Source organism: Bacillus sp. P4_E1 (assembly GCF_056401715.1).
Genome location: NZ_JBFUIV010000018.1, coordinates 1 through 25,826, shown reverse-complemented (window position 1 = coordinate 25,826; position 25,826 = coordinate 1). Strand labels below are relative to the sequence as shown.

Sequence of the window (25,826 nt, the reverse complement as noted above, 5' to 3'; positions counted from 1 at the left end):
CCTCGACATATTTCTTGGGAAATATGTCGACATGCGTGATAGATACAGTATTTGTCGAGCGAAAATAACAGGATTGCCCTTTAATAAGAGGGAATGGTATGTAATAGAAAGTGATATGAGGGATGTGGTTTAGGATGAAATTATATTCTTTGCTTCAATCATTTGTAAATTACGCTAATGGTCAATATCATTTAGAACCGCTTTTAAGGCAAGGAGAAAGAACTGTTAATTTTCGTTTTGGAGATGAATGCTGTTCGTTACAAATTTCAAGAGATTATATAGAACTTTTGAAAGAGGCGAGAGGAACGGAACAAATCGTTTGTTTAGAGGAAGAGGATGTACAAAAATTAGTGACTGGAAATATGAGGTTGCAAAAGTTAATGAGTGATGGACGGGTACAATATTCTGGAACGTATCGAACGATGTTATTAGTTGAATCGATGTTTCATATATGTAAACCGATGTCAGTCGGAGCTTAAAATTCTGAAGTTTCTTTTTTTACGAAAATTTCTGTTGACAGAGCGTGTGGATATTGATACAATTCAATTCATAAAATATAGACAATTTCATAAATTTTAAATCAGACGAAAATTTAATCTGATTTCTCTTATTAAGAGAGGTGGAGGGACTGTGCCCTGTGAAGCCCGGCAACCGTCAACTTATGTTGAAATGGTGCCAATTCCTGCAAAGCAAATGCTTTGAGAGATGAGAGAGAGGGATAATGTTGTTATATACGCATATAAACCTTTCTGCTTCTCTAGAAGCGGAAAGGTTTTTTGTTGTTTGAATGCGGAGGACATTCAAATAATAAGAGGAGCTATAACGATGGACTACACGCATGAAAAATAAAAAAATGCGGAGTCTATCCAAAGTTTTATGAAATCCAGCTCCAGCGGCTAGAATGTTCGATGGCTTCGCTTCTTCCTATGAGGCAAAAAGCGCCTCTACGTCAGAAGCTCCATCCACTTCACATTCTAAACGAGCCGCTTGCGCTTTTTATTTAAAAAAGGGGTGAACATCATGATCTTATTAGAAAATGTAAAGAAAATATATAAGGCAAAAAGCGGTGATGTCACTGCTGTAGATAACGCCAACTTAAAAGTAGATAAGGGTGAAATATTTGGTGTTATTGGATATAGTGGCGCTGGGAAAAGTTCGTTAATCAGATTGTTTAATCAGTTAGAGAAACCAACTTCTGGCCAAATTACAATTGCGAATCGTGTGATTTCAGCGATTACTGGAAATGAACTTCGTAAGGCAAGACAAGAAATCGGAATGATTTTTCAGCATTTCAACTTACTTTGGTCACGAACTGTGCGTGAAAATATCGCATTCCCACTTGAAATTGCAGGTGTCGATAAGGCGGAGAGAAGAAAACGTGTCGATGAGTTAATTCATCTTGTTGGATTAGAAGGAAGAGGAGACGCGTACCCATCTCAGCTAAGTGGTGGACAAAAGCAGCGCGTCGGGATTGCAAGAGCGTTAGCAAATAATCCACAAGTACTTTTATGTGATGAAGCAACGTCAGCTCTTGATCCGGAAACGACAGATCAAATTTTAGATTTATTGTTAGATATTAATAAGCGTCTCGGCTTAACAATTGTATTGATTACGCATGAGATGCACGTTATTCGCAAAATTTGTAATCGAGTTGCTGTAATGGAGAAAGGGAAGATCGTAGAAACGGGTCCAGTACTTGACGTATTCCGTAATCCACAGCAAGACATTACAAAACGATTTGTACAGCAGTTAACTGATTCTGAAGATACGAATGAAACGATTGAAAGTTTAATAGAAAAGTATCCAGATGGAAAAGTAATTCGTTTGCAGTTTGTCGGTGAAGCGGTAGAAAGACCGGTACTTCAAAGGTTAATGCAGCGCGGTGATATAGAAGTTAGCATTTTGCAAGGAAATATCGCGCAAACGAATAACGGATCTTACGGAAGTTTAGTCGTTCATTTAAATGGTGAAGAAACAGCGATCCAGCAAGCAATAGAAGGGATTCATCAAGATCAAGTAGAGCTGGAGGTGATTGCACATGGATAAGTTAATCGCAAATATTGATTGGAATCAAATGTTAGAAGCAACTGGTGAAACGTTATATATGACGGCAATCGCAGCACTTGCCACATTTGTTTTAGGACTTATTTTAGGACTATTACTCTTTATGACAGCGAAAGATAATTTATGGGAAAATAAAGCGATTAATACGGTGATTGGAGCGTTCGTAAACATTTTCCGTTCTATACCGTTCATCATTTTAATTATTTTATTAATCCCGTTCACAAAGATTCTTCTTGGAACAATACTCGGAGCGAGTGCAGCGCTGCCAGCTTTAATTATTGGAGCGGCACCATTTTACGCGAGAATGGTTGAAATCGCGCTTCGTGAGATTGATAAAGGTGTAATTGAAGCTTCAAAAGCGATGGGAGCAAAAACAAGCACAATTATTTTGAAGGTGTTAATTCCAGAATCGTTACCAGCGTTAGTATCTGGTATTACGGTTACGACTATTGCTTTAGTAGGCTATACAGCAATGGCAGGTGTTGTTGGTGCTGGTGGTCTTGGAACACTTGCTTACTTAGAGGGATTCCAGCGTGGAAATAACGATGTAACAATCGTTGCGACAATTTGTGTATTACTCGTTGTATTTTTAATTCAGTGGATTGGTGATAGTTTAACGACTCGAATAGATAAAAGATAATGAAAACAGGGGGATATTTCAAATGAAAAAATTATTACTTACAGCACTTATTTCAACTTCAATTTTTGGGTTAGCTGCTTGTGGCGGGAAAGATAAAGATGAAAAGAAACTTGTTGTTGGTGCTTCTAACGTACCGCACGCTGAAATTTTAGAAAAGGCAAAACCGTTACTTGAGAAAAAAGGAATTGAGTTAGAAATTAAAAAATTCCAAGACTACGTATTACCAAATAAATCGTTAGCGGATAAGGAATTAGATGCAAACTACTTCCAGCACATTCCGTATTTAGAAAAAGAGATTAAAGATAAGAAATATGATTTTGAAATAGCAGGAAAAATTCATTTAGAACCGATTGGTGTGTATTCTCAAAAATATAAGAGCTTAAAAGAACTTCCAAACGGGGCGACAATTATTATGAGTAATTCTGTTACTGATCATGGTCGTGGTTTAGCAATTTTACAAAAAGAAGGCATTTTAAAAATTAAAGACGGAGTAGAGCCAGTTAAAGCAACTCCAAAAGATATTGCGGATAATCCGAAAAACTTAAAGTTCAAAACAGATATCGAGCCTGGTTTATTGCCACAAGTGTATAACAATAAAGAAGGCGATGCGGTTCTAATTAATTCTAACTATGCAATTGATGCGAAATTAAACCCAGAAAAAGACGCGATTGCAATTGAAGGAAATGATTCTCCATACGCAAACGTAGTAGCTGTTCGTAAAGGCGATAAAGATAAAAAAGAGATTAAAGCTCTTATAGAAGTACTGCATTCTAAAGAAATTGAAGACTTTATTACTAAAGAATATAAAGGGGCAGTTGTTCCTGTAAAAGAATAATTGTGGAAAAAGGGCTGGTGTATGCCGGTCCTTTTTTTACTACATAACTATAGGGGAGAAGGGGACATCATATGAAAAAGATTCTATTGTCAGTTGTTACAGCACTGTCTGTATTTACATTAGCTGCTTGCGGGGGGAAAGATGAGAATAAGCTTGTCGTTGGCGCTTCTAATATACCGCACGCTGTTATTTTAGAAAAGGCACAGCCAATATTAGAGAAAAAGGGCATTAAGTTAGAGATAAAAAAATTCCAGGATTATGTTTTACCAAATAAGGCATTAGCTGATAAAGAAATCGATGCAAATTATTTTCAACATATCCCTTATTTAGATAAAGAGATTCAAGAAAAAGGATACAAAATTGTAAATGCAGGAAAAATTCATTTAGAGCCAATGGGCATTTATTCTAAGAAATATAAAAGCTTAAAAGAACTTCCAGATGGCGGAACAGTTATTATGAGTAATAACGTAGCGGAGCGTGGCCGTATGCTCGCATTGTTACAAAAAGGCGGCGTTATTAAATTAAAAGACGGTGTAGATGTTGTTAAAGCAACAGTAAAAGATGTTGTAGAAAATCCGAAAAATTTAAAGTTTAAAACAGATGTAGAACCTGGACTTTCACCGAAGCTGTACGAAAACAATGAAGGTGATGCTTTATTTATTAATTCAAACTATGCAATTGATGCGAAATTAAATCCAACAAAGGATGCAATTGCAATTGAAGGATCAGACTCTCCTTATGCAAATATTATCGCAGTTCGTAAAGGTGACGAGAAGAAAAAAGAAATTAAAGAGTTAGTAGACGCATTGCATTCAAAAGAAATTCAAGACTTTATCAATAAAGAATATAAAGGTGCTGTACTTCCAGTAAATGAATAGGTGCTGGGAAGGACTGGGAATCATCCAGTCCTTTTTTCTTTATATATATAAGAAGAAAGGTGTATCATAAGAGGATGTAAAGGAAATACTTATATACATTTGTGAAAAAATTGTTACATTTTCTTAGTGTTTGCGATATCATTTTATTTGATATAAGATTAGAATGAGAATAAAATGAGAATATGAACGTTTTAGTAATTTTTAAAATGTATATAGAGGATTAATGGAGGTATTGAGATGGCTGGTTCTACATTAACGGTTAAAGACTTACACGTATCAATCGATGGCAAAGAAATTTTAAAAGGTGTAAACCTTGAAGTAAAAGGTGGAGAAATTCACGCAATTATGGGACCTAACGGAACAGGTAAATCAACTTTATCTTCTGCGATTATGGGTCACCCAAAGTATGAAGTAACAGAAGGTAGCATCATCATCGACGGTGAAGATGTATTAGAAATGGAAGTAGATGAGCGTGCGCTAGCAGGTCTATTCTTAGCAATGCAATATCCAAGTGAAATTAGCGGAGTAACAAACGCGGACTTCTTACGTTCTGCAATTAATGCACGTCGTGAAGAAGGCGATGAAATTTCTCTTATGAAATTTATCCGTACTTTAGATAAAAACATGGAATTCCTAGAAATGGATCCAGAAATGGCACAACGTTACTTAAACGAAGGTTTCTCTGGTGGAGAGAAAAAACGTAACGAAATTCTTCAATTAATGATGATTGAGCCAAAAATCGCAATCTTAGATGAAATCGACTCAGGTCTTGATATCGATGCATTAAAAGTTGTATCTAAAGGTATTAACCAAATGCGCGGCGAAGAGTTCGGCTGCCTAATGATTACGCATTACCAACGTTTATTAAACTACATCACTCCAGACTTCGTTCACGTTATGATGAACGGTCGTATCGTTAAATCTGGTGGCCCTGAGCTTGCACAACGTCTAGAAGCTGAAGGTTACGACTGGATTAAAAAAGAATTAGGTATTGAAGACGAAACAGCAGAGCAAGAAGCGTAAGAGAGGAGCATAAACATGACAATCGGTACATTACCTTTCGATCAAGAAACAATCCGTCAGCGCGCAAGCGAAGTAAACGAAGCTGCTTGGTTGACTGAGTTCCGCTTACAAGCTCTTGCACAAGCAACTGAACTTCCAATGCCAACGCCTGATAAAACGAAAATTGAAAAATGGGACTTTATCGGAAAAGGCGACGCTGCTAAGCAAGAGCCTGTAAGTTCTTTAACAGAGCTTCCAGAAGCAGTGAAAAACTTAATCGATGAAAATAACAGCGTATTAGTACAACGTACTGGTACAACTGCTTTCGTTTCTTTAGCAGACGAAGCAAAAGAAAAAGGTGTTATTTTTACAGACATCGTAACAGCTGCAACAGAGCATGCTGAATTAGTACAAAAGTACTTAATGAAAGACGGCGTGAAAGTAGACGAGCATCGTCTAACTGCACTTCATGCTGCATTAATCAACGGCGGTGCATTCGTATATGTTCCGAAAAACGTTGTTCTTGAAACTCCACTTCAAGCTGTATTCTTAGTAGACGGCGAAGAAGCTAACGTATATAACCACGTATTATTCGTAGCTGATGCGAACAGTACTGTAACATATGTAGAAAACTACGTTGCAAATGAAAATGCTAAAGGTATTGCAAATATCGTAGCAGAAGTAATCGTGGAACAAGGCTCACAAGTGAAATTCGGTGCGGTTGATCTATTAGCAAAAGACGTAACAACTTACGTTAACCGCCGCGGAATTGTTGGACGCGACGGCCGCATTGATTGGGCTCTAGGCCTTATGAATGACGGAAATACAATCTCAGAGAACGTTACGAACTTAATGGGCGACGGATCATATGCTGATACAAAAACAGTAACAATTGGTCGTGGTAACCAAACACAAAACTTTACAACTAAAGTTGTTCACTTCGGTAAACACTCTGAAGGTTGGATTTTAAAACACGGTGTACAAAAAGATAGTGCAACATCTATCTTTAACGGAATTGGTAAGATTGAACACGGTGCATCTAAATCAAATGCACAACAATCTTCTCGCGTTCTTATGTTAGATGAGAAAGCTCGCGGTGATGCAAACCCAATTCTTTTAATCGACGAAGATGATGTAATGGCAGGTCACGCAGCTTCAGTAGGCCGCGTAGATCCATACCAATTATACTACTTGATGAGCCGTGGGATTCCAAAACGCGAAGCAGAACGTTTAGTCATCCATGGATTCTTAGCACCTGTAGTAAATGAGCTTCCAATTGAAGGAGTAAAGGCACAGCTTGTTGAGGTAATTGAAAGGAAAGTTCGCTAATGAATATTCATGAAATACGCAAACAGTTTCCAATTCTTGATCAAAAAGTGAACGGCAAACAACTTGTTTATTTCGATAGTGCAGCAACTTCTCAAAAACCAATTCAAGTCATTGAAACGTTAGAACGTTATTATAAAGAATATAATTCTAACGTGCATCGCGGTGTTCATACGCTCGGTACGAAAGCTACCGACGCGTATGAAGGTGCACGTGAGAAAGTTCGCAAGTTTATTAATGCGAAATCAATGGAAGAGATTATTTTCACGCGCGGAACGACAACTGCATTAAATACAGTAGCAGCTAGCTATGGTCTTGATAATGTAAAAGAAGGCGATGAAATCGTCATCTCTTACATGGAGCACCATAGTAACATCATTCCGTGGCAACAAGTTGCGAAGAAAACTGGTGCAACTTTAAAATACCTTCCGCTTCAACTAGACGGTACAATTTCTTTAGAAGATGTTCGTCAAACAGTTACACCGAATACAAAAATCGTTTCTATCATGCACGTTTCTAACGTACTTGGAACGATTAACCCTGTAAAAGAAATCGGAGCAATCGCACATGAAAACGGTGCAATCATGATCGTTGATGGAGCACAAAGTGCACCTCATATGAAAGTGGATGTACAAGATTTAAACTGTGATTTCTACGCATTATCTGCTCATAAGATGTGCGGACCAACAGGTGTCGGCGTATTATATGGTAAGAAAGAATTGCTAAACAATATGGAACCAATTGAATTTGGTGGTGAAATGATTGATTTCGTAGACTTACAAGAGTCTACTTGGAAAGAGCTTCCGTGGAAGTTCGAAGCAGGTACACCGATTATCGGTAATGCAATCGGACTTGGTGCGGCAATTGATTTCCTAGAAGAAATCGGTCTTCATAATATTGAAAAGCATGAACATGAATTAGCGCAATACGCTTTAGAGAGACTATCAGAAGTAGATGGCGTTACAATTTATGGTCCAAAGCATCGCGCTGGTCTAGTTACATTTAATATTGAAGACGTACATCCTCACGATGTAGCAACTGTATTAGATGTAGAAGGCATTGCGGTTCGCGCAGGACATCACTGTGCACAACCGCTTATGAAGTGGCTAAAAGCTTCTTCTACAGCACGTGCGAGCTTCTATTTATATAATACAAAAGAAGAAATTGATACATTTGTTGAATCACTAATCAAGACAAAGGAGTATTTCACAAATGTCATTTAATAATTTAGATACGTTATATCGTCAAGTTATTATGGATCATTATAAAAATCCTCGTAACCATGGCGTGTTAGAAGATAGTGTTACCGTTAACTTGAACAATCCAACTTGCGGCGATCGTATTCAACTTACGATGAAAGTAGAAGAGGGTATTGTACAAGAAGCGAAGTTTGAAGGCGAAGGATGTTCAATTTCAATGTCTTCAGCTTCAATGATGACACAAGCAGTAAAAGGAAAGAAAATTGAAGAGGCCCTTAAGCTTTCTAAAATTTTCTCTGACATGATGCTAGGAAAAGAGTATGATGACAGCATTGATTTAGGAGATATTGAAGCATTACAAGGCGTATGCAAGTTCCCGGCACGTATTAAATGTGCAACATTAGCGTGGAAAGCGTTAGAAAAGGGCTTAAACGAAGATAAGTAATGTTAAAGGTTCCTAAAAACGAGGTTATATAAGGAGGGACACACCAACATGGCGAAGCAACTGCCAGATATCGGCGATTATAAATATGGTTTCAAGGATAAAGACGTTTCGATTTTCCGTGCTGGACGCGGTTTAACAAAAGAAATCGTTGAAGAGATTTCACGTATGAAAGAAGAACCACAGTGGATGTTAGACTTCCGTTTAAAATCACTGGATAAGTTCTATGAAATGCCAATGCCACAATGGGGCGGCGACTTAAACGACTTAGATTTCGATGAAATTACGTACTACGTAAAACCATCTGAGAAATCTGAGAAGTCTTGGGATGAAGTACCTGAGGAAATTAAAGCGACATTTGATAAATTAGGTATTCCTGAAGCTGAGCAAAAATATTTAGCTGGTGTATCTGCACAGTACGAATCTGAAGTTGTATACCACAACATGAAAGAAGACCTAGAAGATCTAGGAGTCGTCTTCAAAGATACAGATAGCGCATTAAAAGAGAACGAAGATATTTTCCGTGAGCATTTCGGAAAAGTAATCCCACCAACAGACAACAAATTCTCTGCATTAAACTCTGCAGTTTGGTCTGGTGGATCATTCATCTACGTTCCAAAAGGTATTAAAGTTGATACACCACTTCAAGCGTATTTCCGTATTAACTCTGAAAATATGGGACAATTCGAGCGTACGCTTATCATCGTAGACGAAGGCGCACACGTACACTACGTAGAAGGTTGTACAGCACCTGTTTACACGACTAACTCACTTCATAGTGCGGTAGTAGAAATCATCATTAAGAAAGATGCATATTGCCGTTATACAACAATCCAAAACTGGGCGAACAACGTATACAACCTAGTTACAAAACGTGCGGTTTGTGAAGAAAACGCAACGATGGAATGGATTGACGGTAACATCGGATCTAAATTAACGATGAAATACCCAGCAGTTATCTTAAAAGGCGAAGGCGCTCGTGGTTTAACATTATCTATCGCGATTGCTGGTAAAGGCCAACACCAAGATGCTGGTGCGAAAATGATTCACTTAGCACCAAACACGTCTTCAACAATCGTTTCTAAATCGATTGCGAAGCATGGTGGTAAAGTAACTTACCGTGGTATCGTACAATTCGGACCAAAAGCGAAAAACTCTCGCTCTAACATCGAGTGTGACACGTTAATCATGGATAACCAATCTACATCTGATACAATTCCTTACAACGAAATCAAAAACGATTACGTTTCACTTGAGCACGAAGCGAAAGTATCTAAAGTATCAGAAGAACAATTATTCTACCTAATGAGCCGCGGTATTTCTGAGCAAGAAGCTACAGAAATGATCGTAATGGGCTTCATCGAGCCATTCACTCGCGAACTTCCAATGGAATACGCAGTTGAAATGAACCGTCTAATCAAGTTTGAGATGGAAGGTTCTATCGGTTAAATAGAAATGCGGAGCCGACTGTTCAGACCCGTTGGCTAAGGTTCTTTCGCACAGAAGATGCTTTTTATCTTCTGGTGCGGAAGGTTCTTAGACATGAGGGTCTAGGAGACGAAGCTGGACATATTTAAAGTGGAAGCGGCTCGTTCAGAATGTGAGGGGGATGGAGCTTCTGACGTAGAGGCGCTTTTTGCCTCATAGGAAGAAGTGAAGCCACCGAACATTCTATCCGCTGGAACTGGATAATATATGTATGAAGAAAGCGCCCTGCATAGCAGGGCGCTTTTTTATGTTGTATATTCGGGTTCGACTGTAAGATACCCGGGTTGGTGTTTAATGAAATATATCGACGATTATTTCAATATATCAGCGGTTCGACAAGGAATATCGATTTGTCGACAAAGTAAGACAAAAGAAATCCCTCATATCCCCCTCAACATTTAAATACGAGAGGAGCACCTATATGGAAGTAAGACAAAGATACTGACAAATCTCCTCCCCCCACCAACTAGAATCATTTCACAAAAATTCCCCCCTCAAACTAATCAACAGACTAGAAAAAGTAAAATAAAGTTTTCCATATTAAAAGGGCAATCTTTGGCTTTTTCTTATAATGCGAGTACAATGTAGAATAGCAAGAAAAGACGAAAAGTATTTACAGGATTATTGCGTACGTATAGCGTAAATGGCAGTAAGGAACTGAGAGGAGGTTTTTTCTCTGAATATAAATAAAGAAACAATCATCCACCTTTATCATACAAACGATATACATAGTCATTTTGAAAATTGGCCGCAAATTTCTCGGTTTGTACAAGGGGAGAAAAGGCGAAGACAGGAAGCGGGAGAGACTGTTTTAACTGTGGATATTGGCGATCATGTGGATCGTTTTCATAGTATTTCGGAAGCGACAAATGGACTTGGGAATACAAAATTATTAAATGAGGCGTTATATGATTATGTAACGATCGGAAATAATGAAGGAATTACATTGGCGAAAGAGCATTTGAATCGTCTATATGATGATGCTGGGTTTGAGGTGCTCGTAGCGAATTTATTTGAAAAAGAAGGTGTACGTCCAGCGTGGGCGCAGCCTTATAAATTACATACAACGACAGATGGGATTACGATTGCCTTTATTGGATTAACGGTAGCTTATCCAGAGTTTTATCATATGTTAGATTGGCATATTGAAGATCCAATCATCCATTTAGAGTCTATTTTAGAAGAAGTTAAGGATACAGCTCATATTACTGTTGTGCTTTCTCATCTTGGAAAAAGTATGGATGAGTATATGGCGGAGCATTATGATATAGATGTTATTTTAGGGGCACATACGCATCATTTATTTGAGCGCGGTGTTCTTGTGGATAATACTTTGCTTTGCTGTTGTGAAAAGTGGGGACATTACGTTGGTCACGTTCAGCTTACTGTGGATAAAGAGACGAAGAGACTGTTGAAAAAAGACGGTAGAGCGATTAAGACAGAACGGTTAGGTGCTTATAGCGAGCCGTTATCCACAATTGAAATGCTAAAGGAAGAAAGTAAACAGATAATGGCTGAGCCTGTCGTTCATTTAAAAGAATCATTGCCGGTTGATTGGTTTAAGGAGACGACGTTTTCTCATATGTTGGCAAGTGCACTTAAAGAGTGGTGTAATGCGGATGTTGGGATGGTGAATGCTGGTGTACTTCTTGAGGGATTAAATGAAGGTGTTGTGACGCGCGGAGATATTCACAGAATTTGTCCACATCCAATTAATCCATGTTTATTAAAAGTGCCAGGAAAAACGTTACGAGAAGTTATTTTGAAAGCGCGTCGTCCGAATATGGAGAACCTTGAGGTGAAAGGATTCGGATTTCGTGGAAAAGTAATGGGGAAAATGATTTACGATGGTTTGGAAGTGATTCCAGATACGATTCCAGGGAATAAAATTTTACTAGAAGATGTATTGATTAACGGCGAATCGCTGGAATTAGACCGGATATATACGGTAGGGACGATTGATATGTTTACATTCGGATACTTATACCCAGAGCTATCCACACTTTCTGACAAACAATATTATATGCCGGAATTGCTTAGAGATGTACTAACAGACATGTTGATAACTTATACATCTTCAGTCAAACTATAGGCTAGTTAACTTGTAACACTCATTTTTCTCTTGTCATAAAGATAAGAAAGAGAGGAGTGTGAACTATGGTTAATGTAGAGCCAATTATAATTGATAACTATACGTTCATTGCTGTTAGCGTAAAACTTCCAAAGACAAATTTGCTAGCTGTAATGAGCGATAAAGGATATATTATGTGCGGTGCTTTAGATGTAGGTCTTCTAAATGAGAAGTTAGGTGATCGAGGAATTATTGCTGGCCGTGCGGTTGGTGTAAGAACGATTGAACAACTTCTTGAAGCACCGCTGGAATCAGTAACGACTGGAGCCGAAGCTTTAGGTATTCCGGTAGGCACAATCGGAAAAGATGCACTATTAAAAATGAGATAAGCATATATCGTCCCTCTTTCTTGCATAGAAATAATATAAGAAGGAGGGTTTTCTTATGGGCATATTTCGTTCGAAAAATTCGCGGTTTCGAAGGGGACCGATTTCCTTTCGGTATATACTGCTTATTTCATTTATTATTTTTATCGTAATGGTAGTTCAAGGTTTATGGATTGTAAATAAAAGTATTCAGCCAACGTTAATTAAGTATGGGGAAACAGAGACTCATAAAATGGCAACAGCAGTTATGACGAAAGCGGTAAAAGACCGAATTAATGAAGGGTTTGATGTAGATTCATTAATGAAAGTACAAACGGATAGGAACGGGAAAGTATCTACAATTGATTTAAATACAAAACAAGTAAATGAAATATTAACATCGACTACTGCATACATAGAAAAATATTTACAACAAGTAGAAAAAGGGGATACGAAAGCACTTGGTATTTTTGAAGAGAATGGGGTATCTATGTCAGTTCCTTTTGGACGCATAACTGATAATGCGCTTCTTGGTAATATAGGACCAGATATTCCGATTAATTTTACGCCAATTGGTCATGTGAATACGGATATTAAACAATTAGTTGAGCCGCAAGGAATTAATAATACAGCGATCAAAATTATTATGGAAGTGGAAGTGACGTTACAAGTTATGATTCCGTTACGCACGAAAGAAATTAAAGTGAAGCAAAACATTCCGATTGCGACGCGCATCGTTCAAGGTGAAGTGCCTACTTATTACGGAAGCGGGGGAGTTGTTGTACCAGATAAAAAGAAAACGGATAATTAGTCAGTAGTGTTCTATTGATTTATATTTATAAAAATAACCGTAGCAATTTGCTACGGTTATCGTTTTGTATTTGCTCGTTCTTTTCGTTCCCAAAGGCTTAAATGCATGTATGGATCGAAAGCCCATTCTGTATAGCCATTGTCTTTATACATGCCGAAATGTAAGTGGGGCGGGAATTTTCCAGCTGTACCAGGAGGACCGTAGCCGGTACTACCGACAAATCCGATTACTTTTCCTGGTTCGACAATTTGTCCGAGCTGTATTTCTTTAGAGAACCCGCCTAAATGAGCGTAATAGTGGTAATTATTATGAAGGTCACGAATACCAATGCGCCATCCACCAAGACGATTCCATCCTTTTGTTTCAATAACGCCATAGCAAGTTGATCGTACTGGTACGCCATATCCAGCAAAAATATCGGTTCCTTCATGAATCCTCCTGCCGCCAAAGCTTCTACCAGCACCGAAAGTACTACGATAGCTATGGTCACTGCGAATCGGGAGAGGGAAAGCATTACCTTCTAAATTAATGCGTCCATAATGTTTATAAATTCGGGCGTATTCTGTAATTAATTCAACTGTTTTTGCACGTCTATAATATTCCCAAAGCATAATGTTAATACGGTCTTCCGACGTTCCTTGTTTCTTTAAAATAGTTGCTGCTGTATGCAGAAGATCACGGTCGTTATTTGCATTTGCAAATCCATCTTTGTCACCATCTAAACCCATTCCGCCAAATAGAGAAATTGTATGGGGGAGAGTATCATTACTATTAACAGGTCCAGCCCATATTTCAGGTTTGAAATAAAGGGAAATGATGGCATCTGGTTTTTTCGGTATATTTTTTCTTACGCTCCGTATGTTTCTTTCGTATTGATCCATTGCGGCTAAGTAATACCACGGAATACCGGAAGATTGCTCAGTTTCTTTATATAGTGCCATGCGCTTTTCATATATGCTTTGCTGATTATCTTCACCGTAAGCGATGTTTTGGTGGAGAAGAAAGCAAATCGAAAGCAAAAGAGAAATTTTTCGAAGCATGAAATAGACTCCTTTCACAACATCACTCTTTTTAGTGTGGGATATACGGAGTATTTCATTATAGGGAACGATTGGAAAAAATCTTAGAATCTTCATTTGAGCAAATCGCTTTCATACGTTAGAATAGATATGTTACATTGAAAGAAGCGAACACGGTAAACTATTTCATATTGTGCGGAGTTGATAACCATGACAAAACAAACAGAGTATAAGCGCAAGCCCGAATGGTTGAAAATTAAGTTAAACACGAATGAAAACTATACAGGCTTAAAGAAAATGATGCGTTCTAAGAATCTTCATACAGTTTGTGAAGAGGCGAAATGTCCGAATATTCATGAATGCTGGGCTGTAAGGAAAACAGCAACATTTATGATCTTAGGTGCGGTTTGTACACGTGCTTGTCGTTTTTGTGCGGTTAAAACAGGCTTACCAACTGAGCTTGATTTACAAGAGCCAGAACGCGTAGCAGATTCTGTAGTACAAATGGGCTTAAAGCACGTTGTTATAACAGCGGTTGCACGTGATGATTTAAAGGACGGCGGAGCAGCTGTTTTTGCTGAAACAGTACGCGCTGTTCGTCGTGAAAATCCATTCACGTCTATCGAAGTATTACCATCTGATATGGGTGGGGTAGAAGAAAACTTAAAAATGTTAATGGATGCAAAACCAGATATTTTGAACCATAACATTGAAACAGTACGTCGATTATCTAACCGAGTTCGCGCTAGAGCAAAATATGACCGTTCATTAGAGTTTTTACGTCGAGCAAAAGAAATGCAGCCTGATATTCCAACTAAATCGAGCATTATGCTGGGCTTAGGTGAAACGAGAGAAGATTTAATTGAAGCAATGGATGACTTACGTGCAAACAATGTGGATATTTTAACTCTTGGACAATACCTGCAACCATCTAAGAAGCATTTACCAGTTATTAAATATTATCCACCAGCAGAATTTGCAGAGCTAAAAGAAATTGCACTTAGCAAAGGATTTAGCCACTGTGAAGCTGGCCCACTTGTACGTTCTTCTTATCATGCGGACGAGCAAGTACGTTCTGCAAAAGAAAAAGTAGCAGAAGCGAAATAATGAAAAAAGAGAGCTAATCATTAGCTCTCTTTTTTCTTATACTCTAAAACTTTATTTTGACATGTGGATAAAATCTTTTTTAATTCCTCTGTGGATAATTCAATTGTAAATTCAGGTACACCAGGTGTAATTAAAATTTTATCGTAAGTATAAATTGAACTGTCCACAATAATCGTTACATCTTGTGAATAACCGAAAGGAGCTACACATCCAGGAGTGCAACCAGTTTCTTCTCTTAGCTCATTAGGAGAACAGAGAGATAAGTTCTCTCCTGTTATTTCCTTCATCTCTCCTCGGTTGAGGCGAGTGCCTTCTAACGTAAAGAATACGTAATGCTCCCCGGATTTTGATTTTAAAAATAAGCTTTTACTTGGAGTGCCTTGCAAACCAAGTCTTTCACGAACGATACGATCTGTTTCATAGTCAAGTACTGGTTCGTGTTCAAATTTTTCATAAGAAGCATTTGTTTTATGTAGTAAAGAAAGTACGTCTTCGTACATATTGAATGTTACCCCTCTCTATGTTTACTGCAGTTCTACCATATCTCCTCGCGGTGTCAACTGAATGTATTGGAAAGGGATATTACTTGGATGGCGCTTCCCATAATCGTTTTATGATAGATTGTTCATCAAGTGTAATTTCATAAATATCAGGATTCGTTAAAGTTTTCCATTCATTAAAGCCGATCGTACGATCAAAGTGCTTTAAAATGAGCGTAAGTAAGTTTCCATGTGTAACGAGTAATGTTGTGTCATGCTCTAGTTTTAAAACTTCCTGAATAAGTGAGATGGCGCGATCCATCGCTTGTTTTGTTGACTCTCCGCCCGAAAAGGCAATATCTATATTGGTAAAAGTGTATTCTAGTTTTTGAAGCCAATCATCCATTGAAACAGTGCTTAATATGCGTTCTGCTAACCGTTCATCTTCTTGAATAGATAAATTAGCTTGGAGGGCATATGGCCGAATAGAATCGATAGCTCGGACAAATGGGCTTGAAATAATATGATCTATTTGTAGATGATTTTCCATGAGGAATGTAGCAACGGTGTTTGATTGGTCTCTTCCCATGTTTGTTAATTCGGCATTACGCTCTTGTCCAGTTGCGGAACAATGTCGTATTACAATAATTTTCTTCATAATTCATCCCCATCTTTCAAGTTGACCATATATACTTCGACAAATGCGGAAAAAATTCCTTTTTATTGGAAACGGAATAGTGATCTAAGTATGTGGAAAAGTAATGTGGATAATGAAAATTTGAGGTGCAATTATGAAAAAAATGATATGCATTGTATTCAGTATTTGTTTTCTCGCGCAATTGTCCACAACATATGCACAATCAAATCAAAAATTAGACTATCCAAGCAATCGAAATAAGCCATTTGTGAGTGAGGATGTGTTTTATGAACAGTTAGATAAGAAAATTTATAAAGAATATGAAAATGCAGCGTATAGCGTTCGTAAAAAAGTTTCATTTAAAGAAGTGGCTGATGAGGAATTTATTTTTAGGCAAAAAACAAATGCCGACTGTCACAGTAAAATGACGATGGACGATTCTTTCGTTCACCCTGATCGCCAAGTGTACTTTTTTGCTTCTTTTACTCAAAATGAAATAGAAGAGTTTCATAAGTACATCGTTATAGATGCAGAAACAAAGAGGGAGCTGCAAGGGGGGAAAAGTTATCACCACTACGAAAATCCATATAAAAAATAACTCACCAACTGGTGGGTTATTTTTTATTCTGGCACACTTACTAATTTCTCTTTCATTTTACGAATAAGAATGAAACCACCAATCGCGAAGAGAAGAGTAATTCCTTCTGCAACAAAGATGTTAATTGTTTTTGTTTGGTAAAGTGCTGCGAAAAAGTCTACAAGTGCGTGGAATAGTATAGCGTATACGAGGAAAATGTATTTCTTTTGTTTTACTGCGTATACGACAAGCATTGTGAAGGCAATTTGCAATACAAGAGCCATAATTCTTTCCAAGCTGCCAAGGAAGTATAAATAAGCAGGTTGTTCTATTAACATATCCTTTACAAGATTTAATTGTGGTAGTTTTTCTGCCATTTGAGCGAAGCTACCATTGTTAATAGCATTAGCGAATATAAGTGTCTGCAATGCAGAGAATCCGCCAACTAAAATGGATTCAATCCCGCCATGACCAATTCCATAAGCGAAGCCATCTTTATATTCTAGATATTTTTTTAGTAGGAAGAAGAAGGCAACGAAGCGTCCTAATTCTTCAAAAATACCAGCAGTTAGTCCGCCATAAATTGCAAAGACATACGGATTTTCTAAAAATGGAGCGATTGCTGGATTACCACGCATAAATAGGTGGAACGGTGTTTCGAGAATTTGGGTAAATCCAATAAAGATAAGAACACCAACGCCGACCACTTTCCAATTAATATTATATTTTTTACGGAAATAAACGAGTACAATAATTGGGACCAGAACCGAAACAACGAGTTGAAATATGATGCTGGCAATTACAGTATTTGAAACCATACTTTCACCGCTTTCTAATATATGTACATATCTATTATGCATGAAATATGGGAGAGATGAAACTTTTAGAGATAAATGAATTTACTTATTGACTCTAACGTTGCGTCATACTTTATCGTATGTATTAAGGGGGAGATACGCATGACAATGAGGGTAAAAGAAGTAGCTAATTTAGTTGGAATTAGTGTGCGCACACTGCATCATTACGATGAAATTGGGTTATTAACCCCAGACGAGACGACAGAGTCCGGATATCGTCTGTATTCCAATGAAAATTTAGAGACACTGCAGCAAATTTTGTTTTTTAAAGAGCTAGGCTTCCCTTTGAAGAAGATTAAAGAAATTATCATGAGTCCATCATTTGATCATGAAGAAGCGCTACAGCTTCATAAGAAAATGCTTCTTGAAAAGCGTGCCAGGTTAGATAAGGTGATAGCGACGATTAATAAAACAATTCAGCATACAAAAGGAGAGATTGAAATGACGAATAAAGAGAAATTTGAAGGCTTCGATTTCAGCCATAATCCGTACGAAGAAGAAGCACGTGAACGATGGGGAGATGAGGCTGTAGATAAAGCGAATAAAACAGCGAAGGGGATGTCTAAAGAGAAACAGGAGGAGTTTAATAATATTTACAGAAATCTAGCAACACTTCGAAATGGAGCACCTGATTCTAAAGAGGCGCAATCCGCAATCGGGGTATGGTACGATTACTTGCAAAACTTTGGTGAATATTCATTAGAAGCCTTTAAGGGGCTCGGTCAAATGTATGTTGCTGATGAGCGTTTTACGAAAAATATTGATAAGTTTGGTGAAGGTTTAGCGCAGTTTATGTGTGATGCGATGGAGGTTTATGCGAATCGTAAGAAATAGTAAAAAGGTGGAGGTTTTCTCCACCTTTTTATTTTTTAATCATATCATTCAAAGTTTGATCCCCTGTATTGTTCAAATGAGGATTATCGCTCATCTCACGTTTTAACATATCAAGACTTTGTTCATATTCTTTATCGTTTAAGCTACCAGATTGAAGACCTTGAATTTGAGAAATCAACTTTTGGTTTGTTGATACATATGCTTTATAATAGCGAGGAACGATGGACAAAGCAGTTTTATATACTTGATCTGTTACGAGTTTCGGATCTGTTGTGTTTGCACGGTATACAACGAACACTTCGTCGTCGGTAACGAGTGTAGCGGCATTGGTGACGTCAGGAAGTTTGACTGTCATGCTTGTAATCATTTCAGCGACTTTCTCACGGTTAATGGCGCCTACTTGTTTGTTAGATACTTCATGTTTTTGTTTAGATGAATAGCCCACCCTTGTGAGCCGTGTATTTGTATTTTCCGTATGATACATGTCGTTTTTGTTGGAAACAAGAACACGACTTCCTTCTTCACGCTCCATTTCGGCTTTATTAGTTGATTGGCAGCCTGCAAATAAGGAAAGAGTGAGAAGAGAGAGTATAATTTGTTTTTTCACGATGTAGCACCTCCTTCTCCATAGCATGCACTAATTTTCAATTTTTTGTATTTGAAATTGTTGGTTGTTATGCTTTGTGATACGATAAAAAGAAGAATGCTTAGAGAGGAAGTTCATAATGGAGCAAAAGCAAGAGATTCATACTACGGTGAGCGTTAATAATGTTCAGTACGAAGTAATTAAAAACTTTCGTGACGGTTTTAGTGAAGAAGCACTTAAAGAGCGCTATGCAGAAATTTTAAATAAATATGATTATATCGTTGGAGACTGGGGTTATGAGCAACTTAGATTGCGCGGATTCTTTGATGATAGTAATCAACGTTCGACATATGATACGAAAATTAGTACTTTATCAGAGTATTTATACGAGTACTGTAACTTCGGTTGTGCACACTTTGTATTACGAAAAGTGAAGAAATGAAAAAATCCTCTTACGATTGTAAGAGGATTTTTTCATAGCAATTATACCAATTATGAGGAGACTGTTTACATTACATCTAAGTCATTCAATAAATCAATCGTACCTTTTCTCACCTTTAACATGAGAGTCCTCCTTACAAACAGATTGAAATGTAATCACCTTCAGAAAGAGCTTTGTTTGGTTTCATTTGTTGTCCGTTCAATTGGATATGCCCATTTTTAATTTTATCCACAATGATAGTGCGGCTCCAATCTGAAATATATGTGGATAACACTTTATCAATCCTGTGGGAACCGAAAACTATGTCTAATACGATCGTTATTTCGGCTATGCCGTTTTCTTTATGTTGCGTAATGGAAATGGTAGTAGTTGTTTCTGTTTGATCCTGCTGGGTCATATCGACTGTTTCAACGTGATCAGTAAATGCTTTATAAATACGAAGTTTTTGATTCCACGTATGATCTTTCGGACATTTATAAATGGCAAAGCGGTATATATTTTTTCCGTTGGCGTTATGCCTACGAATATTCGTGTCAGTAAATAGGGTAGTGCGTCTGCAATTTTTACAATACTTTTCGATTGTGTTTTGCTCATTTTCATATAAACTCCAAGAAAGTTGTGCTTTTTGCATTTTCCTTCACCTCTTATAGTAGTGGTAAAAGGAACGTAATACAGTTATTTGGATGTCTTGCAGTATGAAGACATGATAAAAAGACAAAAATAAAAGGAGCTTCCCTTAGGAAGCTCCGTAAACATCATACTACAGATGCGTTACGCTCCTTTGTAATGGGAATGGGCAGACTACTCCCTTGAAAAAGCGTGGTGCTTTTTTGAGAGTAATGCTATCCAATTGCTGGTCCACTACAAAGTAAATGTTGGCATACGTAGATAACGTCCTTTCCATCCAAATAGATTTGTTCATAAGTATAACACATAAGATTGAAAATTCAAAATATAAATTGTAAAAAAACACCAGCTAAAATAGCTGGTGCACCAGATAAATTATATAAGTTCAAATAAAAATGAGCGTAATTCTTCTGCATTTTCTTCAGACATCGAAAATGCATGCTCTAAGTAGCCTTGTTCGTTTAAATCGTCAGGACCAATGATAGCAAATTTGTTGCTTTGCATATCAAGGACTATCGTTTTACCGTAATGACGATCGGAGTATAAAAGCGCTAAATCATGACGCTCATTTTCCCCCAAAAAGCTAACGAAACGAGTTCTTGTAGCGACTGTATCGTCGTACAGAAAGAAACGTTCTTCCATACACATGGCTCCTTTATTAAATATCTAAGTTTAAGTGTGGTTTATGATCTAAATGGTGATGCGTTTTAATGAAACGTACTGTTCTTGTTTTGTAACGCATTACGATAGAATATGTTTCAGCTAAATCTCCGCCAAGGAATTTCACGCCGTCTAATAATTCACCAGCAGATACACCTGTTGCTGAGAAGATTGCATCATCACCAGATACTAAGTCATCTAACATAAGAAGTTGACGAGGATCTTCTAATCCCATTTCACGACAACGAGCTTCTTCTTCTTCGTTCATTGGAACTAAGCGAGCTTGCATTTCACCTTCAAGGCATTTTAATGCTGCTGCAGAGATAACGCCTTCTGGAGCTCCGCCAACACCTACGAATAAGTCGATACCTGTTCCAGGTAAAGCTGTTGCGATTGATGCACCAACATCTCCATCACCAAATAGTTTTACGCGTGCACCTTTTGCACGAACACGGTCAATAATATCTTGATGACGTTCACGTTCTTGGATGATAACCGTTAGGTCACGAATTTTTTTATTGTTTGCTTCTGCTACAATATCAATTGTTTTTTCAATTGGATCATCTAAGCTAATTTTACCAGCTGCTTTTGGACCAACCGCGATTTTTTCCATGTACATATCAGGAGCATGAAGAAGGTTTCCTTTATCCGCGATTGCAATAACTGCCATTGCATTTGCAAGACCTTTTGCAACGATGTTTGTGCCTTCTAATGGGTCAACGGCGATATCTACTTCTGGACCGTTACCTGTTCCTAGTTCTTCACCAATATATAACATCGGTGCTTCATCAAGTTCTCCTTCACCAATTACAACTGTACCTGCCATGTTTACTGAATCGAACATATCACGCATAGCTGTAGTTGCTGCATCATCTGCTTCGTTTTTCTTTCCGCGGCCCATCCACTGTGCGGATGCTAAGGCTGCTGCTTCTGTTACACGGACAATTTCTAGTGCGAGTTCACGTTCCAAGGTTGCATTCCTCCAATTTCAAAAATCATACAAATATAACTATAACAAATAACGAGGAAAAGGTGAATTCGAAAAATTGTCGATTTTTTCAGAAGAAAGCGTTACAATTAAAATGTAAATGCTTTAATTTCCAGGTAGGTGACATTCATGTACTTCGTAGACAGAAAAAAAATAGAACAAATGCTAGTATGTTTAGAACGAGCAACAAATACATTTCAAGAGAAAAAGACATATGAAACCGAGTTTGAATTTTACGCATTAGAGCGCATGGCGCATCTTATTATCGATTGTATATTAGATGTAGGGAATGCGATGATTGATGGATTTATTATGCGCGATCCAGGAAGTTACGAAGATATTATTGATATTTTAATGGACGAGAGAGTTATAAGTGGAGAAGAGGGAGCGCATATTAAAGAAATTATTCTTCTTCGAAAAATGCTTACGCAAGATTATATTCAAATGAATCATGATGAATTATATAAGACGATTCAAAAACATATCGCCGTGGTAGAGAAATACCCAGCGAATATTCACAGTTATTTAGAAAAGGAATTAGGACCTGTATCTGCATTTGTACCAGAATAATTGTGCTTATAAGATCCCCGGGAATTCCTTTGGGGATCTTATATTGTATAGGAGAAAGAAAAGGGAGAAGGGTGAGCTATGGGGGAAGCACGTACTACGAGAGAAGAGATTGTACAATTACTGAAGATAAAAGGAGAGCATACTGTAGCAGAATTAGCCGAAGCTTTAGAAATTACAGAGATGGCGATTCGTCGACATTTAAGTAAACTAGAAAATGATGAGCTAATTTATTCAAAGATGGTAAGGCAGCATGTTGGACGCCCAACATATTTGTATGGATTAAGTCAAAAGGGAGAAGATACATTCCCGAAAGAATATAAGCAGTTTGCTATTGAAATATTAGATGATTTAGCTCGAATGGGCGATGAAAAAATACTTCGTTACGTTTTACAAGCGAGAACGAAACGAATGGAAGAACAGTTAAAAAAGAAGATAAGTAACCAAAGTAATTTAGCCTATAAAGTACAAGAAATAGCTGCTATGCAAGAGAAAAATGGTTATATGGTTCAAATAAAGAGAGATGGGGAACGCTCTTTCATACTTGAAAAGCAAAACTGTCCGTTAAAGGAAATAGCCGAGAAATACCCGCAAGTGTGTGAAGATGAAAAAGATATGTACAAGCGGTTATTAGCAGGTGCAAATGTGAAAGCGCTAACGAACATGTGCGTGGGCGATTGTAATTGTTCGTACCAAATAAAAGAGAAAAAATGAACGTTATGGGACGCTTTAAGGTAAAGCGTTTTTTTCTTTTGAAAAAGGGGTTAATATAAGAGTGGTATGATAGATGAGAACGTTAGCATAGAAGGAGAGACAAACAGATGTATAAAGGCTATTTAATTGACTTAGACGGTACAATGTATCGCGGTGAAGAGCAAATTGAAGAAGCAAGCGACTTCGTAAAAGCGTTAGGAGAGCGCGGTATTCCATATTTATTCGTTACAAATAACTCAACTCGTAAACCAGAACAAGTTGCAGAAAAGCTTGTTCGTTTCGATATTCCAGCGAAAGCGGAGCAAGTATTCACAACGAGTATGGCTACAGCGAACTTTATTTATGAGCGTAAACAAGATGCGACTGTATATATGATTGGTGAAGAGGGCTTACACGCTGCTCTTGTGGAAAAGGGATTTGAAATTGTGGATGAAAATCCTGATTTCGTCATTGTTGGTTTAGATCGCGATATCACATATGAAAAATTAGCAAAAGCGTGCCTTGCTGTGCGTAACGGTGCAACGTTTATTTCAACAAATGGGGATATCGCAATTCCGACTGAGCGCGGATTATTACCAGGTAACGGTTCATTAACATCAGTTGTTGCAGTATCAACAGGTGTGGACCCAATCTTTATTGGTAAACCAGAATCAATCATTATGGAACAAGCGTTAAAAGTGCTTGGCATAGGAAAAGAAGAAGCTTTAATGGTTGGGGATAACTACGATACAGACATTTTAGCGGGGATAAATGCTAGTATGCATACCCTTCTTGTCCACACTGGAGTAACAACTGTGGACAAGTTAACAGAATATGAAGTACAACCGACGCAAGTTGTGCACAACTTGACGGAGTGGATTGAGAAGATGTAATGAAATGCAGGTAACCGGGAGCGGTTGCCTGTTTTTTTATGCACAATTGCATATGTACTATAGGGATTTGAAATGTAAAATTTATATATAATGATGAAAAAGGGGGATAAGAGTGTACTGGATGTCATGTATTATGTTTATTTTTACATTATGTGTTTTATTCTTTGTTCTATGGAAGATATATAAAATAAATGAAATGAAAAAAAGCGCGGGAAAGCTTATTGCAGCATATCCTCGGGTGAAACGACGTTGGATTGCCTTACTTGGACCAGCGTACTTTATCGGACAATGTATGTATATATATGCTCAATACGTAAGTGGTGATATTGGTACATTTGAACAGTTTCTCATTCAGTCAGGTAGTTATGCTGTAGCAAGTTGTTTTATGATTTTAATAGCGATCAATCTTATTAAAAGTGTACAAATATATGAAAAAGGCGTAATAGACGGATTGAACTATTATTCATACGAAGAATTAAAAGGCTATAAAACATCAACATGGGAAAATCCAAAAGAAAATATATTTTTATATCGCGGGCGAGAAAAAATGAATGATAATGTGAATTTACTTATTAGACAGGAAGATATGAATGAATTAGAAAGCATTCTTCAAAGATATATTCCGAAATTGATGATGAAATAAAAACTCCGGTTGTTATAACCGGAGTTTTTTTATTAAAACGCACGATTCACTACGTCTTTAACTTCTTCAAGATATTGTTTACGCACACTGTCATCCACAGAAGGAACACTTGTATAGAATGTATGCTCAAGTGTTTCAATTCCTGTAAATTCAAAAATACCAACATCTGCTGTTTTCTTCATTGCGTCAAACATACCGCCTGCTGTGTATGCTTCTTTCGTATTTCCCATTGTAGATAATAATAATCCTTTTTTACCGCTTAATAGTTTTTCAATACCATTTTCGCCGTAAGCATAAGCGAAGCCGTGGCTAAATACACGGTCAACGTATCCTTTTAAAATAGCAGGAAGTCCCGCCCACCAAACTGGATAAATAAATGTAATGCTATCAGCCCAAGAGATATGCTCTTGTTCTTCTTTAATATCTTCTGGTGTATTTCCTTTGGAAAATGAGATGAAATCGGAAGCGCCTAATACTGGATTGAAGTTTAATTCGTATAAATCACGAACGCGTACTTCATGACCTTTTTCTTCTAATTCACTTTTTACAGTTTCTAAAATAGCATGGTTGAAGCTTTCTGTATTCGGATGTGCATAAACGATTACATGTTTCATTGTTCTTCCTCCTATTTGTGGATATGTGAATAGCTTGTTCTCGAGGTGTAATAACATACTGATGTAATTATTTTCGTTATGATGGGTACTTTAGTCAAATGATTTGCATTTGTATAGGGCTACTATTGATAAAGGATTATAGGAGGTAGAGAGATATATTTCGGTTGAATTAACGGAAAATTATTAAAAAACTGAAAGTATGCCATTTTGCGAGGTGTGTTTCAATTTTTATTTATACTACACTACAAGTGTAAAGCAATTAAAAATATAAACGAAGGAGATGAAAAAATAAATCTTGTGAAAAGAATTAGAAGATGAAGTAATAAATAACAAAAAACGGAGGTAATGAAAATGAAAAAGAAATATGTAGCGCCAGAGGTAGTAGAGTTTGGGAATGCATCAGATATTGTAAAAGGCTGTGGAGGCTGGGGTTGTGAAGTATACTTACGCAACTGGTCATACAGAATGCAAGGTGGAAAATG

Annotated in this window: 30 protein-coding genes and 1 riboswitch; of the genes, 21 read left to right on the top strand and 9 right to left on the bottom strand. The window is 37.4% G+C overall.

The features are described 5' to 3' along the window. The first annotated feature begins 134 nt into the window (after positions 1-134). The 13 genes from AC1DS7_RS21795 to yunB all read left to right on the top strand — a co-directional run bounded on the left by AC1DS7_RS21795 (position 135) and on the right by yunB (position 13,121). A complete protein-coding gene (locus AC1DS7_RS21795) occupies positions 135-479 on the top strand; it encodes a hypothetical protein (RefSeq protein ID WP_002015939.1) in 345 nt (114 codons plus the stop codon). 125 nt (positions 480-604) lie between these two features. After that, positions 605-712, top strand: a riboswitch (SAM riboswitch). A 308-nt stretch (positions 713-1,020) separates the two neighbouring features. Further along, positions 1,021-2,046: a methionine ABC transporter ATP-binding protein gene (locus tag AC1DS7_RS21790; protein WP_002015938.1), complete on the top strand. Its 1,026-nt coding sequence runs from the start codon at positions 1,021-1,023 to the stop codon at positions 2,044-2,046. After that, positions 2,039-2,704 carry a methionine ABC transporter permease gene (locus AC1DS7_RS21785; RefSeq protein WP_002129754.1) on the top strand — a complete coding sequence of 222 codons (666 nt, stop codon included), beginning with the start codon at positions 2,039-2,041 and terminating at the stop codon, positions 2,702-2,704. The genes AC1DS7_RS21790 and AC1DS7_RS21785 overlap by 8 nt, the downstream gene beginning before the upstream one ends. 22 nt (positions 2,705-2,726) lie before the next feature. Further along, on the top strand, positions 2,727-3,539 hold the full coding sequence (gene metQ, locus AC1DS7_RS21780; protein ID WP_002015935.1) for a methionine ABC transporter substrate-binding lipoprotein MetQ: 813 nt from the start codon (positions 2,727-2,729) through the stop codon (positions 3,537-3,539). 71 nt (positions 3,540-3,610) lie between these two features. Continuing rightward, the gene (gene metQ, locus AC1DS7_RS21775) at positions 3,611-4,417 is read left to right on the top strand and encodes a methionine ABC transporter substrate-binding lipoprotein MetQ (protein ID WP_002129752.1); all 807 of its coding nucleotides are present in this window, start codon (positions 3,611-3,613) and stop codon (positions 4,415-4,417) included. A 237-nt stretch (positions 4,418-4,654) separates the two neighbouring features. Then, a complete protein-coding gene (gene sufC, locus AC1DS7_RS21770) occupies positions 4,655-5,440 on the top strand; it encodes a Fe-S cluster assembly ATPase SufC (RefSeq protein WP_002034576.1) in 786 nt (261 codons plus the stop codon). Between the two features lie 15 nt (positions 5,441-5,455). After that, positions 5,456-6,748 (top strand): Fe-S cluster assembly protein SufD, encoded by a 1,293-nt coding sequence (gene sufD, locus AC1DS7_RS21765; RefSeq protein WP_476999205.1) that lies wholly within the window; start codon positions 5,456-5,458, stop codon positions 6,746-6,748. Continuing rightward, positions 6,748-7,968 carry a cysteine desulfurase SufS gene (sufS, locus tag AC1DS7_RS21760; RefSeq protein ID WP_002015930.1) on the top strand — a complete coding sequence of 407 codons (1,221 nt, stop codon included), beginning with the start codon at positions 6,748-6,750 and terminating at the stop codon, positions 7,966-7,968. Before sufD ends, sufS begins: the two co-directional genes overlap by 1 nt. Further along, positions 7,958-8,389 carry a Fe-S cluster assembly sulfur transfer protein SufU gene (gene sufU, locus AC1DS7_RS21755; protein ID WP_002089369.1) on the top strand — a complete coding sequence of 144 codons (432 nt, stop codon included), beginning with the start codon at positions 7,958-7,960 and terminating at the stop codon, positions 8,387-8,389. The genes sufS and sufU overlap by 11 nt, the downstream gene beginning before the upstream one ends. A 48-nt stretch (positions 8,390-8,437) precedes the next feature. After that, positions 8,438-9,835, top strand: coding sequence for a Fe-S cluster assembly protein SufB (sufB, locus tag AC1DS7_RS21750; protein WP_002015928.1), 1,398 nt, complete (start codon positions 8,438-8,440; stop codon positions 9,833-9,835). A gap of 715 nt (positions 9,836-10,550) precedes the next feature. Further along, positions 10,551-11,966, top strand: coding sequence for a bifunctional metallophosphatase/5'-nucleotidase (locus AC1DS7_RS21745; RefSeq protein WP_206764595.1), 1,416 nt, complete (start codon positions 10,551-10,553; stop codon positions 11,964-11,966). Between the two features lie 65 nt (positions 11,967-12,031). Further along, on the top strand, positions 12,032-12,334 hold the full coding sequence (locus AC1DS7_RS21740) for a YunC family protein (RefSeq protein ID WP_002015926.1): 303 nt from the start codon (positions 12,032-12,034) through the stop codon (positions 12,332-12,334). 55 nt (positions 12,335-12,389) lie between these two features. Beyond that, positions 12,390-13,121, top strand: a complete 732-nt coding sequence (gene yunB / locus AC1DS7_RS21735) for a sporulation protein YunB (RefSeq protein WP_002129745.1) — start codon at positions 12,390-12,392, stop codon at positions 13,119-13,121. Positions 13,122-13,177: 56 nt separating this feature from the next. Here yunB and AC1DS7_RS21730 read toward each other — a convergent pair whose 3' ends face one another. After that, the gene (locus AC1DS7_RS21730) at positions 13,178-14,161 is read right to left on the bottom strand and encodes a M23 family metallopeptidase (protein ID WP_002184733.1); all 984 of its coding nucleotides are present in this window, start codon (positions 14,159-14,161) and stop codon (positions 13,178-13,180) included. A 189-nt stretch (positions 14,162-14,350) separates the two neighbouring features. On the opposite strand from AC1DS7_RS21730, the gene lipA reads away from it, so the two are divergent. Continuing rightward, on the top strand, positions 14,351-15,247 hold the full coding sequence (lipA, locus tag AC1DS7_RS21725) for a lipoyl synthase (RefSeq protein ID WP_002015922.1): 897 nt from the start codon (positions 14,351-14,353) through the stop codon (positions 15,245-15,247). A gap of 20 nt (positions 15,248-15,267) precedes the next feature. Here lipA and AC1DS7_RS21720 read toward each other — a convergent pair whose 3' ends face one another. Next, positions 15,268-15,747: a YbaK/EbsC family protein gene (locus AC1DS7_RS21720; RefSeq protein ID WP_002089362.1), complete on the bottom strand. Its 480-nt coding sequence runs from the start codon at positions 15,745-15,747 to the stop codon at positions 15,268-15,270. Between the two features lie 82 nt (positions 15,748-15,829). Then, positions 15,830-16,384, bottom strand: coding sequence for a histidine phosphatase family protein (locus AC1DS7_RS21715; RefSeq protein ID WP_002143627.1), 555 nt, complete (start codon positions 16,382-16,384; stop codon positions 15,830-15,832). Between the two features lie 133 nt (positions 16,385-16,517). On the opposite strand from AC1DS7_RS21715, the gene AC1DS7_RS21710 reads away from it, so the two are divergent. Beyond that, positions 16,518-16,961: a hypothetical protein gene (locus AC1DS7_RS21710; RefSeq protein WP_016102221.1), complete on the top strand. Its 444-nt coding sequence runs from the start codon at positions 16,518-16,520 to the stop codon at positions 16,959-16,961. A gap of 23 nt (positions 16,962-16,984) precedes the next feature. On the opposite strand, the gene AC1DS7_RS21705 is transcribed toward AC1DS7_RS21710, so the two are convergent. Continuing rightward, positions 16,985-17,800, bottom strand: coding sequence for a YhfC family intramembrane metalloprotease (locus AC1DS7_RS21705; RefSeq protein WP_016102220.1), 816 nt, complete (start codon positions 17,798-17,800; stop codon positions 16,985-16,987). Positions 17,801-17,899: 99 nt separating this feature from the next. Between AC1DS7_RS21705 and AC1DS7_RS21700 the strand changes: the two genes are divergently transcribed. After that, entirely contained in the window at positions 17,900-18,631 is a 732-nt protein-coding gene (locus tag AC1DS7_RS21700; RefSeq protein WP_016102219.1) for a MerR family transcriptional regulator, read from the top strand. Positions 18,632-18,659: 28 nt separating this feature from the next. Here the strand turns inward: AC1DS7_RS21700 and AC1DS7_RS21695 are convergent, their stop codons facing one another. Continuing rightward, the gene (locus AC1DS7_RS21695) at positions 18,660-19,238 is read right to left on the bottom strand and encodes a YhcN/YlaJ family sporulation lipoprotein (protein WP_002015915.1); all 579 of its coding nucleotides are present in this window, start codon (positions 19,236-19,238) and stop codon (positions 18,660-18,662) included. 118 nt (positions 19,239-19,356) lie between these two features. Here AC1DS7_RS21695 and AC1DS7_RS21690 point away from each other — a divergent pair, with 118 nt between their 5' ends. Beyond that, positions 19,357-19,659 carry a YutD family protein gene (locus AC1DS7_RS21690; protein WP_002015914.1) on the top strand — a complete coding sequence of 101 codons (303 nt, stop codon included), beginning with the start codon at positions 19,357-19,359 and terminating at the stop codon, positions 19,657-19,659. Between the two features lie 133 nt (positions 19,660-19,792). Here AC1DS7_RS21690 and AC1DS7_RS21685 read toward each other — a convergent pair whose 3' ends face one another. The 3 genes from AC1DS7_RS21685 to glpX form a co-directional block, all read right to left on the bottom strand. After that, positions 19,793-20,290: a hypothetical protein gene (locus AC1DS7_RS21685; protein WP_016102218.1), complete on the bottom strand. Its 498-nt coding sequence runs from the start codon at positions 20,288-20,290 to the stop codon at positions 19,793-19,795. Positions 20,291-20,661: 371 nt separating this feature from the next. Beyond that, a complete protein-coding gene (locus AC1DS7_RS21680; protein ID WP_002015912.1) occupies positions 20,662-20,928 on the bottom strand; it encodes a DUF3055 domain-containing protein in 267 nt (88 codons plus the stop codon). 16 nt (positions 20,929-20,944) lie between these two features. After that, positions 20,945-21,916, bottom strand: coding sequence for a class II fructose-bisphosphatase (gene glpX / locus AC1DS7_RS21675; RefSeq protein WP_002015911.1), 972 nt, complete (start codon positions 21,914-21,916; stop codon positions 20,945-20,947). Positions 21,917-22,063: 147 nt separating this feature from the next. Here glpX and AC1DS7_RS21670 point away from each other — a divergent pair, with 147 nt between their 5' ends. The 4 genes from AC1DS7_RS21670 to AC1DS7_RS21655 all read left to right on the top strand — a co-directional run bounded on the left by AC1DS7_RS21670 (position 22,064) and on the right by AC1DS7_RS21655 (position 24,730). Next, positions 22,064-22,504, top strand: coding sequence for a DUF86 domain-containing protein (locus AC1DS7_RS21670; RefSeq protein WP_002015910.1), 441 nt, complete (start codon positions 22,064-22,066; stop codon positions 22,502-22,504). Between the two features lie 78 nt (positions 22,505-22,582). After that, positions 22,583-23,215: a helix-turn-helix transcriptional regulator gene (locus AC1DS7_RS21665; protein WP_002015909.1), complete on the top strand. Its 633-nt coding sequence runs from the start codon at positions 22,583-22,585 to the stop codon at positions 23,213-23,215. A gap of 107 nt (positions 23,216-23,322) precedes the next feature. Beyond that, on the top strand, positions 23,323-24,087 hold the full coding sequence (locus tag AC1DS7_RS21660) for a TIGR01457 family HAD-type hydrolase (protein ID WP_002129729.1): 765 nt from the start codon (positions 23,323-23,325) through the stop codon (positions 24,085-24,087). Positions 24,088-24,199: 112 nt separating this feature from the next. After that, positions 24,200-24,730: a hypothetical protein gene (locus tag AC1DS7_RS21655; protein ID WP_002184742.1), complete on the top strand. Its 531-nt coding sequence runs from the start codon at positions 24,200-24,202 to the stop codon at positions 24,728-24,730. Between the two features lie 32 nt (positions 24,731-24,762). Here the strand turns inward: AC1DS7_RS21655 and AC1DS7_RS21650 are convergent, their stop codons facing one another. Next, a complete protein-coding gene (locus tag AC1DS7_RS21650) occupies positions 24,763-25,344 on the bottom strand; it encodes an NAD(P)H-dependent oxidoreductase (protein WP_215588589.1) in 582 nt (193 codons plus the stop codon). Positions 25,345-25,826: the final 482 nt, after the last annotated feature.